Annotated in this window: 11 protein-coding genes; 7 read left to right on the forward strand and 4 right to left on the reverse strand. The window is 65.3% G+C overall.

The window, feature by feature from the left end:
* Window positions 1-2 precede the first annotated feature (2 nt).
* A complete protein-coding gene (locus GCN75_RS17995) occupies window positions 3-830 on the reverse strand; it encodes an IclR family transcriptional regulator domain-containing protein (protein WP_152257987.1) in 828 nt (275 codons plus the stop codon).
* A gap of 166 nt (window positions 831-996) precedes the next feature.
* On the opposite strand from GCN75_RS17995, the gene GCN75_RS18000 reads away from it, so the two are divergent.
* From GCN75_RS18000 to GCN75_RS18030, 7 genes are all read left to right on the forward strand, one after another.
* On the forward strand, window positions 997-1,695 hold the full coding sequence (locus GCN75_RS18000) for a 3-oxoacid CoA-transferase subunit A (protein WP_152283674.1): 699 nt from the start codon (window positions 997-999) through the stop codon (window positions 1,693-1,695).
* Window positions 1,696-1,706: 11 nt separating this feature from the next.
* The gene (locus GCN75_RS18005) at window positions 1,707-2,354 is read left to right on the forward strand and encodes a 3-oxoacid CoA-transferase subunit B (RefSeq protein ID WP_152283675.1); all 648 of its coding nucleotides are present in this window, start codon (window positions 1,707-1,709) and stop codon (window positions 2,352-2,354) included.
* 33 nt (window positions 2,355-2,387) lie between these two features.
* Window positions 2,388-3,590 carry a 3-oxoadipyl-CoA thiolase gene (pcaF, locus tag GCN75_RS18010; protein ID WP_152283676.1) on the forward strand — a complete coding sequence of 401 codons (1,203 nt, stop codon included), beginning with the start codon at window positions 2,388-2,390 and terminating at the stop codon, window positions 3,588-3,590.
* A 152-nt stretch (window positions 3,591-3,742) separates the two neighbouring features.
* Complete coding sequence (locus GCN75_RS18015; protein ID WP_101484721.1) at window positions 3,743-5,038, forward strand: MFS family transporter; 1,296 nt, start codon at window positions 3,743-3,745, stop codon at window positions 5,036-5,038.
* 76 nt (window positions 5,039-5,114) lie between these two features.
* Complete coding sequence (locus GCN75_RS18020; RefSeq protein ID WP_152283677.1) at window positions 5,115-5,810, forward strand: fumarylacetoacetate hydrolase family protein; 696 nt, start codon at window positions 5,115-5,117, stop codon at window positions 5,808-5,810.
* Window positions 5,811-5,892: 82 nt separating this feature from the next.
* The gene (locus GCN75_RS18025) at window positions 5,893-6,216 is read left to right on the forward strand and encodes a thioredoxin family protein (protein WP_152283678.1); all 324 of its coding nucleotides are present in this window, start codon (window positions 5,893-5,895) and stop codon (window positions 6,214-6,216) included.
* A gap of 559 nt (window positions 6,217-6,775) precedes the next feature.
* Window positions 6,776-8,062 (forward strand): MFS transporter, encoded by a 1,287-nt coding sequence (locus tag GCN75_RS18030; protein WP_152283679.1) that lies wholly within the window; start codon window positions 6,776-6,778, stop codon window positions 8,060-8,062.
* A 60-nt stretch (window positions 8,063-8,122) separates the two neighbouring features.
* Here GCN75_RS18030 and GCN75_RS18035 read toward each other — a convergent pair whose 3' ends face one another.
* The 3 genes from GCN75_RS18035 to GCN75_RS18045 all read right to left on the reverse strand — a co-directional run.
* Window positions 8,123-9,700, reverse strand: coding sequence for a histidine-type phosphatase (locus GCN75_RS18035; protein WP_226941448.1), 1,578 nt, complete (start codon window positions 9,698-9,700; stop codon window positions 8,123-8,125).
* 108 nt (window positions 9,701-9,808) lie between these two features.
* Window positions 9,809-12,289 (reverse strand): TonB-dependent siderophore receptor, encoded by a 2,481-nt coding sequence (locus GCN75_RS18040; protein WP_152283680.1) that lies wholly within the window; start codon window positions 12,287-12,289, stop codon window positions 9,809-9,811.
* 79 nt (window positions 12,290-12,368) lie between these two features.
* Window positions 12,369-13,122: FecR family protein (locus GCN75_RS18045; RefSeq protein WP_152283681.1), on the reverse strand; the 754-nt coding region annotated here is incomplete at its 5' end.

A 13,122-nucleotide genomic window follows, 5' to 3' on the forward strand; every position in this document is an offset into this window, starting at 1 on the left:
TCCTACTGCTGCACGCGCACCAGCGCGCTGACCTGGCTGGCCGTCGCCAGCAGCTTCGGCAAGCTGTGTTCCAGCAAGTGCGCCACGGACGGCCCCGCCGTCTGGCCGCTGACGTTGATCGCCGCCACCACCTTGCCGGCCCGGTCGAACACGGGTGCGGCCAGGGCGATCAAGCCCTGTTCCAGCTCTTCCTGCACCAGGCACCAGCCCTGGCGCCGCACTTGCGCAATCTCTTCCAGCAAGACATCGATATCGACCTTGGTCGCCGGCGTGATCTTCAGCAGCGCCATCTTCGACAGCCGTTCGCGCAGCACGTCCGGCGCCAGGCCCGACAGCAACACCCGTCCCATCGAGGTGCAGTAGGCGGGCAGGCGGCTGCCGATGCCCAGGTTGATCGACATGGTGCGGTGCGCGGACAGGCGCACGACATACACGATGTCGTCGCCGTCGAGCACGGTAGCCGAGCACGACTGGCGCAAGGTGTGCATCAGCTCTTCCAGCAGCGGCTGCGCCTGCGTCCACACGGGCAACGATGACAGGTAGGCGTAACCGAGGTCGAGCACCTTGGGCGTCAGGCGGAACAGCCGTCCGTCCGCTTCCACGTAACCGAGATGCAGCAGGGTGTGCAGGATGCGCCGCGCGCCCGCGCGCGTCAGCTGCGCCCGTTCCGCCACTTCGCTCAGGGTCTGTTGCGGCGCCTCCGCGCCAAAGCTGCGCAAGACGGCCAGCCCCCGCGCGAACGATTGCACATAGCTGTCGCCGGGACGGGGCGCGCCGTCGGCATCGAGGGTTTCTGCGGCGGAAAGTGGCGTGCTGCTGCGTGCGGTCATGGCGATTCCAATTGATCAAGGTGGCAATTATAGCCATGGCGCCAGCGAAAACGGCAAATTGACAAGAGCCCCGATCAGGCATATTCTCACGAATAAGTTCTAAATACGAATATTTGTTCGATATACGAACAAATGAGCTGTGAGTTTGATAGGGAGGAGACAGGCAATGATCGACAAACTGCGTACCAGCGTCCTTGAGGCGCTGGCCGATATCCACGATGGCGCCACCGTCATGATTGGCGGCTTCGGCGGCGCGGGCCAGCCGGCCGAGCTGATCGACGGCTTGATCGCCCAAGGCGCGCGCGATCTCGTCATCGTCAACAACAATGCGGGCAATGGCGAGACGGGCCTGGCCGCCCTGCTGAAAAACGGGCAGGTGCGCAAGATCATCTGTTCGTTTCCCCGCCAGGCCGATTCCCACGTGTTCGACGCCCTGTACCGCTCTGGCAAGCTGGAGCTTGAATTGGTGCCGCAGGGAAATCTGGCCGAGCGCATCCGCGCCGCCGGCGCCGGCATCGGCGGCTTTTTCACGCCCACGGGCTATGGCACGGACCTGGCCAAGGGCAAGGAAACGCGCGAGATCGACGGCCGCATGTATGTGTTCGAGTCGCCCATCCACGCCGATTTCGCGCTGATCAAGGCGGAGCAGGGCGACCGCTGGGGCAACCTGACTTACCGCAAGACGGCGCGCAACTTCGGTCCCATCATGGCCATGGCCGCCAAGGTCAGCATTGCTTCCGTGCATGAAGTTGCCGAGCTGGGCAGCATCGATCCCGAGCACGTCGTCACGCCGGGCCTGTTCGTGCAGCGCATCGTGCAAGTGCCGCGCACGGCCACCGGCCCCGCCGGCTTCAAAGCTGCCTGAGGAGTATTGAAATGAATAAATGGAATCGAGACCAGATGGCGGCCCGTGTGGCGGCCGACATCCATGAAGGCGCCGTCGTCAACCTCGGCATCGGTTTGCCGACCCTGGTGGCAAATCACTTGCCGGCCGGCGCCGACATCATCCTGCACAGCGAAAACGGCGTGATCGGCATGGGCCCCGCGCCCGCGCCGGGCGAGGAAGACTACGACCTGATCAACGCGGGCAAGCAGCCCGTCACCCTGCTGGCGGGCGGCAGCTATTTCCACCATGCGGACAGCTTTGCCATGATGCGCGGCGGCCACCTGGACATCTGCGTGCTGGGCGCGTTTCAAGTCTCGGCCACGGGCGACCTGGCCAACTGGCATACGGGCGCGCCCGACGCCATCCCTGCCGTGGGCGGGGCCATGGACCTGGCCATCGGCGCAAAGAAAACCTGGGTCATGATGGAATTGCTGACCAAGGGCGGCGAGAGCAAGCTGGTGCAGGCCTGCACGTATCCGCTGACGGGCATTGCCTGCGTCAGCCGCATCTACAGCGACCTGGCCGTGATCGACCTGTCGCCGGCCGGCGCCGCCGTCGTCGAGCTGGTCGATGGCTTGAGTTTCGAGCAGCTGCAAGCGCTGACGGCCGTGCCGCTGATGGACGGCCGCGCCCCTTGAGCCTATCTCTTTAACTTTCTTGGAGGAAAGAACATGACCCACGCTTACATTTGCGACGCGCAACGCACGCCATTCGGCCGCTACGGCGGCAGCCTGTCCGGCGTGCGCGCCGACGACCTGGGCGCCGTGCCCATCCGTGCCTTGATGGCGCGCAATCCCAACGTGGACTGGGCTGCCGTCACGGACGTGCTGTACGGCTGCGCCAACCAGGCGGGCGAGGACAACCGCAACGTGGCGCGCATGGCGGCCTTGCTGGCTGGCTTGCCCGACAGCGTGCCGGGCGCCACCCTGAACCGCCTGTGCGGCTCGGGCCTGGACGCCATCGGCAGCGCGGCGCGCTTCATCAAGAGCGGCGAAGCGGGCTTGCTGATCGCCGGCGGCGTGGAAAGCATGAGCCGCGCCCCGTTCGTGATGGGCAAGGCGGACAGCGCCTTTTCGCGCGGCATGAAAATGGAAGACACGACCATCGGCTGGCGCTTCATCAACCCGCTGATGAAGGCGCAGTACGGCGTCGATTCGATGCCGGAAACGGCGGAAAACGTGGCCGTCGAGTTTGGCATCAGCCGTCTTGATCAGGACGCGTTCGCCCTGGCCAGCCAGGTCAAGGCGCTGGCCGCGCAGCAGGCGGGCGTGTTCGACAGTGAAATCTGCCCCGTCAGCATCGCGCAAAAGAAGGGCGACCCTGTCATCGTTGCCCGCGACGAGCATCCGCGCGCCACCACGCTGGACACCCTGGCCAAATTGAAACCCGTCGTGCGCGCGGATGGCACGATCACGGCCGGCAACGCGTCCGGCGTCAACGATGGCGCGGCGGCCCTGCTGCTGGCCGACGAAGCCAACGCGGCCCGCTTTGGCCTGACGCCGCGTGCCCGGGTCGTGGCCATGGCGACGGCTGGCGTGGCGCCCCGCATCATGGGCATCGGCCCCGCGCCCGCCACCCTGAAGGTGCTGGCCATGACGGGTTTGAGCCTGGCCGATTTCGACGTCATCGAACTGAACGAAGCCTTCGCCGCCCAGGGCCTGGCCGTGCTGCGCCAGCTGGGCTTGCGCGACGACGATGCCCGCGTGAACCCGAACGGCGGCGCCATTGCCCTGGGCCATCCGCTGGGCGCCTCGGGCGCGCGCCTGGCCATGACGGCCGTCAACCAGCTGCACCGCACGGGCGGGCGCTATGCCTTATGCACCATGTGCATCGGCGTGGGCCAGGGCATCGCGCTGGTGCTCGAGCGCGTCTGATCCTGCGCGCCCGCAGGTGAAAAAAGTTGCCGACGATACGTATTAACCCGTATGCCGGCCGGCTTTTTGACCTTGATCAAGGGCGTATGATGCAAAACTGGCCCGGGCAACCTGGCTGGCGTTGGCTTTTTCACACGAACAAGAAGATTGATATGACATCCCACGATACTCCGCATGACGTTGCGCAGCTGACATCCCAGCAGCGCATCAAGGCCATCATTGGCGCTTCCTCCGGTAACCTGGTCGAATGGTTCGACTTCTACATTTACTCTTTCTGCGCGCTGTATTTCTCGCACGCCTTCTTCCCTTCCGGTAATCCGACCACGCAGCTGCTGCAGACGGCCGGCATCTTTGCCGCCGGCTTCCTCATGCGTCCCGTGGGCGGCTGGCTGTTCGGCCGCATCGCGGACAAATACGGCCGCCGCCAGTCGATGATGATTTCCGTGCTGATGATGTGCGGCGGCTCGCTGATGATTGCCGTCATGCCCACCTACGACACCATCGGCGCCTTCGCGCCGTTCCTGCTGCTGGTGGCGCGCCTGTTCCAGGGCCTGTCCGTGGGCGGCGAATACGGTACCAGCGCCACCTACATGAGCGAAGTGTCGGAATCGGGCAAGCGCGGCTTCTTTGCCTCGTTCCAGTACGTGACCCTGATCGGCGGCCAGTTGCTGGCCTTGCTGGTGCTGGTGGTCTTGCAGCAATTGCTGACCCTGGAAGAATTGCGTGCCTGGGGCTGGCGCATCCCGTTCGTCTTTGGCGCGCTGGCGGCCCTCGTGTCGCTGAATCTGCGTAAATCGCTGACGGAAACGACCACGGCCAGCGAGCGCAAGGACAAGGACGCGGGCAGCTTGCGCGGCTTGCTCAAGCACAAGCGCGCCTTCATCACGGTGCTGGGCTTCACGGCCGGCGGCTCGCTCGTGTTCTACACGTTTACCACCTACATGCAGAAATACCTGGTCAACACGGCCGGCATGGATACCAAGACGGCCAGCGCCGTCATGACCTGCGCCCTGCTCGTCTACATGATCTTGCAACCCGTGTTCGGCGCCCTGTCCGACCGCATCGGCCGCCGTACCTCGATGCTGTTCTTCGGCGGCCTTGCCACGCTGTGCGTGCTGCCGATCATGCATGCCTTGAAGGATATTTCCAGCCCGTACGCGGCGTTTGGCCTGATCATCATCGCGCTGGCCATCATCAGCTTCTATACGTCGATCAGCGGCTTGATCAAGGCGGAAATGTTCCCCGTCGAAGTGCGCGCCCTGGGCGTGGGCCTGTCGTATGCGGTGGCCAATGCCATGTTCGGCGGTTCGGCCGAATACGTGGCGCTGCAGTTCAAGGCCTGGCACGTGGAAGAGTATTTCTATTGGTACGTGACCATCATGTGCCTGATTTCCTTCATCGTCGCCATCCGCATGCCGGACCCGAGCCGCTCGGGACTGCTGAAGTAAGCTTGCCGTAAAATAGGGGACACTGCGGTGTCCCTTTTTCATCGCCGCCTTTTTATTGTGCCGATCAGGAGTTTTCATGCCGTATGTTATTCCCGCAGCCATCCAGCCCAGCGTGCCCGTCAGCGGCAGCGGCGACAGCTTTCCCGTCCACCGCATCTATTGCGTGGGCCGCAACTATGTCGACCATGCCCAGGAAATGGGCCACACGGGCCGCGAGGCACCGTTTTTCTTCATGAAGCCAGCCGACGCCGTGCTGCCCGTGGCAGCGGGCACGACGGGCGAGTTGCCGTACCCGGCGCAGACGCAGGATTTCCAGCACGAAATGGAACTGGTGGTGGCCATCGGCAAGGGCGGCAGCGATATCGGCGTGGCCGATGCGCTGGATCACGTGTGGGGCTATGCGATCGGCCTGGACATGACGCGCCGCGACGTGCAGGGCGCCGCGAAAAAGCTGGGCCGTCCGTGGGAGACGGGCAAGGCGTTCGAGCATTCGGCGCCCATCGGCCCCATCACCGCGGCCGCGCAGGCGGGCGACGTCGGTCAGGCCGCCATCACCCTGCACGTGAATGGCGCGCTGCGCCAAAGCAGCACCATCGATATGCTGATCTGGAACGTGGCCGAAACCATCGCCGACCTGTCGACCTACTTTACCCTGCAGCCGGGCGACCTGATCTACACGGGCACGCCGGCCGGCGTGGCGGCCGTGCAGCGCGGCGACGAACTGGTGGGTGCCATCGACGGCCTGGGCGAACTGCGCGTCAAGATCGTGTAAACGCGCGCTGGCGCACGGCACGGCAAGCCCGCCTGGCGCACAATCGGCGTGCGGGCTTGTATATTGCATCAAGGAGATATCCATGCTGAGCGAGACCTATTCTGTAGCGCAACCCACGCGTGCCGAGATCGACGCCCTAGCGGGGCCGGCCCTGCTGGAATTCGGCACGGGCTGGTGCGGCCACTGCCGCGCCACCCAGGCGCCGCTGGCCGCCGCGCTGGCGCAGCACCCCGGGGTGCCGCATCTGCGCGTCGAAGACGGCCCCGGCCGTGCCCTGGGGCGCTCGTTCCGCGTGAAGCTGTGGCCGACCCTGATTTTTTTGAAAGATGGCCAGGAAGTGGCGCGCCTCGTGCGCCCGCTCGACAGCGCCGAGATTGCGCAGACTTTTGTATTGATTGATGCGTAGGTCGGCGTAGGTCGGCTTGGCGCAGCGTAAGCCGACACCACCGCCTGGCATGCGCTATCACAACTTCTTGCCGCACCGCACCACTGCGCGTATCATAAGCCGCTTACAGCAAGATCAACCGCATCCTTGACCGGATGCAGGCGCGATCATCGCCGGCCCGCTCCACCCGGAGGGGCCGCAGGCAAGGATTCACCACAAATGACCGACGCCGCGATGCCGACGCGCGGGTCTGGTACGGAATGCCTGGCGATACGCCGGGCCTGATACACGTCGCCCATCCCCTGACGCCTTTCCTGCCGTGCCCCGGGTAACCGGATGGCGCACGACCGTTGTTTCTCTAAATCAGCACTGATCACGGCGCGTTAGCGCGCGTTGCCGGCAGTTCGCTACGGCAACTAAAACCGTTGTTTTTTGTTTGCAAATTTAATAGCAAATGCGCAGCAAATGCATGCGCGCAAGGCTATGATATGCGAACGACACGGAGACAACGTGCTGTGCTGCTGCCTGAAAAAACATCCAGAGAATGGCCTTTAGACACCCTCCCCAAGGAGCGCAGTAAATGAGCACCCCCCCCAAGAAAAATTCCCCCGGCACGGTGCTGTTCGCCAGCCTGATCGGCACCACCATCGAGTTCTTTGACTTTTATATCTACGCCACGGCCGCCGTGCTGGTGTTCCCGAAACTGTTCTTCCCCGCCGGCGACCCGTCGGCCGCCGTACTGCAGTCGCTGGCCACGTTTGCCATCGCCTTCTTCGCCCGTCCCATCGGCTCGGCCGTGTTCGGCCACTTCGGCGACCGCATCGGCCGCAAGGCCACGCTCGTGGCGGCCCTGCTGACCATGGGCATTTCCACCGTCATCATCGGCTTGCTGCCCACGTATGCAGCCATCGGCACCCTGGCGCCATTGCTGCTGGCGCTGTGCCGTTTCGGCCAGGGCCTGGGCCTGGGCGGCGAGTGGGGCGGCGCGGTGCTGCTGGCCACGGAAAATGCGCCACCGGGCAAGCGCGCCTGGTACGGCATGTTCCCGCAGCTGGGCGCACCGATCGGCTTCTTCCTGTCGGGTGGCATCTTCCTGCTGCTCAGCGAAACCATGACCGATGAACAGTTCTTCAGCTATGGCTGGCGCATCCCGTTCCTGGCCAGCGCGCTGCTGGTCATCGTCGGCCTGTACGTGCGGTTGAAGATCACGGAAACGCCGGACTTCCAGAAAGTCATCGACAAGAACGAAGTCGTGAAACTGCCGGTGGCCACCGTGTTCCGCCAGCATGGCCGCATGCTGTTCCTGGGCACCATCATCGCCCTGGCCACCTTCGTGCTGTTCTACCTGATGACGGTGTTCGCGCTGAGCTGGGGTACGACCAAGCTGGGCTTCACGCGCAAGGAATTCCTCGTCGTCCAGCTGTTTGCCGTGCTGTTCTTTGCCCTGACGATTCCATTCTCGGCCGTGCTGGCCGACCGCCGCGGCCGCCGCGCCACCATGATCTGGGTTTCCGTTGCCATCGCCATCTTCGGCCTGGTGCTGGCGCCCATGTTCGGCTCGGGCGTGACGTGGGAAGTGACGATCTTCATGGCCGTCGGCCTGGGCCTGATGGGCATGACCTACGGCCCGCTGGGCACCATGCTGTCCGAGCTGTTCCCGCCCGAAGTGCGTTACACGGGCGCGTCGCTGACGTTCAACCTGGCGGGCATCCTGGGCGCCTCGCTGGCGCCGTACATCGCCACCTGGCTGGCCACGAATTACGGCTTGCAGTACGTGGGCTATTACCTGTCGCTGGCGGCCGTGCTGACCCTGGGCGCCTTGCTGATGGTGGGCAAGCCGAAGGCAGGCAAGGAAGCCTGGCAGTAATACCTCTCCGAGCCTGCGGCTCCCGCAAGCCGTCAGCCCAGCTGGCGGCTTTTTTTTTGACTAGCGTAGCGCCACGTGGCCGTAGCAGGCTTGCAGTCCCGCATAGTCGTAGAACACGCTGCCGGGCGCGATGCGGGCGCCCTCGCACGCTGCCTGGAACGGCGTTTCCTTTTCGTTGTACAGCTGGCGCACGATGAGCCGGCCTTCGCCATTGCGGTACACATCCCACTGCAGATTGGCTGCCAGCGGCGACACTTGCGCACCGCGCCACGGATTGCCGGCATGGCTGTAGGGCGTCGTGGCCGGCAGCGGCGTTTGCGCTCCGGGCAAGCCCATGGCCGAGGCCAGCGGAATGAGCATTTCCGCATGCGTAAAGCGCAGCTTGGCCGCATGGCGCAGATCGCCGCTGGCCAGCGCGTCGACTTCCTTGAAAAAATCCTCGCGCAAGGCCAGCGCGAAGCGCCAGGTCACGCCCTTGCTTTCCACGGTGGCCGGGCCTTTCGCGTAAAAATCCTCGTGGTCGGCGACGGCGGCGTAATAGCGTGCATCGTCTGCGGGCATGTAGCGGCTGAAATCGGCCGGCACTTCATGGCGCATGCCGGCGGCGATCGCATACAGCTCATACAGTTTCGTCGCAGCCGCATTCCGGCTGCGGATGACGCTCTTGCCGCTGCCTGTCATGGTGCGCGTGAGTTTGCCGTCCGCGCTGGTGAAGGTGTAGCTGCCCGTGTCCGCGTAGCTGGCGCCGCGCTCGAAACGGGCGAGGAAGGCGGGTGCAAACAGCCGTTCGAGCACGTGGCGCGCATGCGCGGCCGCTTCCGGCTCTTTGGCCGGGGCGTCCATCAGCGCGTGCAGCTGCTTGGTGCGCAGGTAGCGCTGGTAAGCCTGGCTGGCGCCATAGGTGGCGTCGTACGGGTCGGCGCGGTCGGCTACCAGATCCGTCTGCGGCGCCAGCTTGTGCGCGTACAGCAGGAAGCGGTTCACGCCGTCGGGCTGGCGTACCGGCGGCACCCCGGGCGGGCGTCCCTGCGGATACGGCGCCGGCGCGGGCGGCAGGGTCAGCAGCGGCGCCAGTGCCGGTGCCTGTTCCAGCAGCGATTGCGTGAAGAAGCGCGAACTGTCGCGCGCGCGGTCCACGCCGGAATGGATGATGATCAGCTGGCGCGGCGCCGTCGCGGCGTCTTGCCCCACTTGCGCGAACAGGGCGGGCAGGCGCGCCAGCAGGCGCGCGGCCAGCTGCCGGTGTTCTTCGATGCCCGTCTGCGACAGATTGCCATAGCCGGGCGTCTCGATCCCGGCCACGCCATGGCCGAGCAAGGCATTCGCCCGCATCAGGGCCAGGATATCGGGGCCCAGTTCGCGCCCCAGCGGCGTGAGCGCATCCTGTGCGGCAGCCTGCTGCCACATCGCATGCAGGGCGGCGTCGCCCTTCATGCCGGTCAGTCCGCGCGAACCGTGGCGCGCCACCAGTTGCGTGTAGATGGGCTGGAAACCGTCCGGCGGCGCCGCATACGTGGCCGGGTCCTGCTGCGGCGCGTACGGCGTTTTGGTCTGGTAATAGCCGTCGACGGCCAGGGCGGGGCTGGCGCAGGCAGCCAGGGCCAGCAGCATGCTGGACAGGGGAAGCGGTGGGGGCATGGTTCTTTGGGTGGATAATTTCTCGAATGCAAGCCTAGCACTGAACGCAAAAAAGGCGGGCACGACTGGATGCCGTGCCCGCCTGTGCTGTCACCGCAGCGTGTCAGCCTACCACTTCGGCGTGTACTTCAGGGTGAACTGCACGTTGCGCGGGTCGCCATAGTAGTTGTTCGAACCCGTGGTGTTGTAGGACGGGATGATGTAGCGCTTGTCGAACAGGTTGTTGACGTTCAGCGACAGGGCCACTTGCGGCGTGGCTTGCCAGCCCAGGCGTGCATTCCAGATCGAGAAGCCGGCGACCTTGAAGGTACGTTCGGTATCGACCGTGTGGCTTTGCAGGCTGGTGCCGGCACCCACGCTGAACTTGTCCCAATTGCCGGGCAGGGTATAGCTGGACCAAAGGCGCAGCATGTGCTTCGGCGTCCAGGTGGAAAAGACCTGGCCCTTGTTGTCCGGATCGTCGAGGTAGGTCGTCGTCGTATAGGCGTAGCCGGCCGACAGCTGCAGGCCGCGCGCCACTTCGCCCGACACTTCCGCTTCCAGGCCCTGGCTGCGCACCTTGCCCGAGGCGCGCGAGCAGTACCAGCCGTCGCAGGCGAAACCGGCGGCGTAATCGGTGACGGCGCGGTCCTTGTGGTCATAGCGGAACACGGCCAGCGAGGTATTGACCTTGCCGTCCAGCAGTTCACCCTTGATGCCGCCTTCGTAGCTGCTGCCCGTGATCGGCTTGAGCGTCCGGCCCGCCACGTCGTGGTTCGTCTGCGGCTGGAACACGTCCGCATAGCTGGCGTAGACCGACCATTGCGGCGTCAATGCATGGATCAGGCCTACCGACGGCGTGAACTTGGCCGTAGTGCGGGTGGCGTCGCGGTAGCCGTCCGGCGTGGCATACAGGAAGTCGTACCAGCTGAAGCGCCCGCCCAGCAGGACTTTCAGATTGCTCGTCAGCTGGCCGTTCCAGGTGGCGTACAGGCCTTTCTGGCGCATGTCGTAGGTGCTGTAGCTGGTCACGCCCATCGGGCGCGCGGCGATGGTGTCGAAGTCTTGCCACGGACGATTGTGCTTGATATTGAAGATGTCCGCGCCCATTTCCCACGCGCGTGCATAGCGGTCGTTCGACGTGAAGCTGACATAGCTGGCGCCGACGACGATTTCCTGCGCGATGCCCAGGCCATCGAATTTGCCGCGCACGAAGGCGTCGATGCCGCGCTTGCGGTTGTCGAAATCGGTGGAAAAGTCGCCGTAGCGCGCGCCGCTGCCATCGGGCTTGATTTCAAAAGCCGTGCGCTGGTGCGTGGAGCTGGTGCTTTCATTCGTGCCCAGCGCCGACGCCTTCAGGCTCCATTGCGTATTGAAGTGGTGTTCCAGGTCCAGGTAGACGGTGCTTTGTTCCACCAGGCTGCGGTTCCAGTCGGCACCCGTGAAGGTGGAGCGCGGCAGTGGCAGTTCGCCGCCGTCCGCATAGCGGGGCAAGCCGATGAAGGTGGGGCGGCCGTGGGCCTTCACATGGCTGGCGGCCAGGCCGACCGTGGTGGCGGGCCCCAGGTCGTAGTCGAGCGCCGCGTACAGGGTGCGGTTCTTGCTCCATACCTGGTCGATGAAGGAGTGGCTGTCGTCTTCATCGACGATGGCGCGTCCGCGCAGGGTGCCTTCCGCATTCAGCGGGCTGCTGATGTCGACCTGGGCGCCGTAGTGGTCCCACGAACCGGCGCGGCCCGTCAGCGTGATCGCGCGCGTGGCCAGCGGACGTTTGCGCACCAGGCTGACGGAGCCGCCGGGGCTGCCCGTGCCGACCAGCATGCCGGAGGCGCCGCGCAGCACTTCCAGGCGGTCGTAGATGACCATGTTTTCCTGGCCCCAGTTACCCAGCGCATAGGTGTTGCGGTCGATGGGCACGCCGTCGTACTGCCATTGGTCGATCTGGAAGCCGCGCGCCGTGATGACCACGCCCGGCCCCACGCCATGCACGCCCACCACGCCGGTGACGTTGTTGACGGCTTCGCGCAAGTCCGTGATGCCCTGGTCGTCCAGGCGCTGGCGCGTCAGCACGCTCACGGATTGGGGGATGTCCTTCATCGATTGCTCGCCCTTGCCGATGGTGAGCTTGCGCGCCGTGTAGGAGCCGCTGCCTTCCGTGGTGGCGCCTTGCTCGGCCTGGCCGACGATGGTAATCGAGGGCATGGTGCGCTCGGCCGCCGAGGCGGCAGTGGCGGCTGCCGTGGGTACGGACGCCGGCGCGGCCACCAGCACGTAGCCGGTTGCTGTCTTGCCGATGGCGTAGCCGCTGCCGCGCAGCAGCACGGCAAAGCCGTCGTCGATGGCATAGCTGCCTTGCAGGCCTGCCGTCGTCAAGCCCTGGACCTTGGCCGCATCGATGACGATGGACACGCCCGCCTGCTGCGCATAGCGGTTCAGGGCGCCGGCCAGCGGACCGGTGGGGATGTTGTAGCTGGCGGTGGCAGGCGCCGTTTGCGCAACTGCCTGGGCGTGCATGCCGGCGCTTGCCAGCAGCAGGGCGGCCAGGGCCAGCGGGCGCAGACGCGTGCGCAGGGTGTTCGGGGACGTAAGGGCAACAACTTGAGCGTACATGGTGACAGCCTTTTTTGAATGATCTCAGCTGCCTTGACGCACGAGATGCGCAAAGTGGAACTGCGAATGCCGATTATTTCTATTTATTTTTTGCGGGGGTGCTGGCGGGCGCGTCCACCATCACCAGGTAGCGCGTCAGCATGCGGATGCGCAGCTGCGGGAAATTGTCGATCAACAGCTGCAGCGCCTTGTCCGTGTCGTCCAGCGGCAGCACGGCGGCCACGCGGATACCGGCGATCTGCGCGCGGTCGTAATGCAGCTGGCCGGGGCGGTGGCGGGCCAGCTCGTCGAGCACGTCGGCCAGCGGCTGGTCGTCGATTACCAGCTGGTGCGCGCGCCACGCTTCCTGCACGCTGGCCGCATCGATGGCCGTGATTGGCCCCACGCCATCTTCCGTGATGCGCGTGCGCTGGCCCGCCTGCACGATGCTGGCCGGATGCTGCGGCACCTGCGCCGACACTTTCGATTCCAGCATGCTCAGGATGGTGGCGTCATCGTCCCTGCGCACGGTGAAACGCGTGCCCAGCGCGCGGATCGCCGCCTGCCCGCTGTCGACGATGAAGGGACGCTGCGCATCCTTGGCCACGTCGACGAGGATGTCGCCCTGCACCAGCTCCACATGCCGCTCGCCCGCATTGAAGTGCACGTTGACGGCGCTGCCGCTGCCCAGGGTAATGTGGCTGCCGTCGGCCAGGGTGTGCGTGCGCCATTGTCCCGTGGGGCTGCGCAGGTCGGCAAGCAGGTAGGCGGGGCGCTCGCTGACGGCCAGCGCGCTTGTCAGCGCTAGCACGGCCACGGCGCTGGCGGCGGCCAGCTGGCGCAGGCGCTGGCGG

Source organism: Janthinobacterium violaceinigrum, from assembly GCF_009208555.1.
GTDB classification, from domain to species: Bacteria; Pseudomonadota; Gammaproteobacteria; order Burkholderiales; family Burkholderiaceae_D; genus Janthinobacterium; species Janthinobacterium violaceinigrum.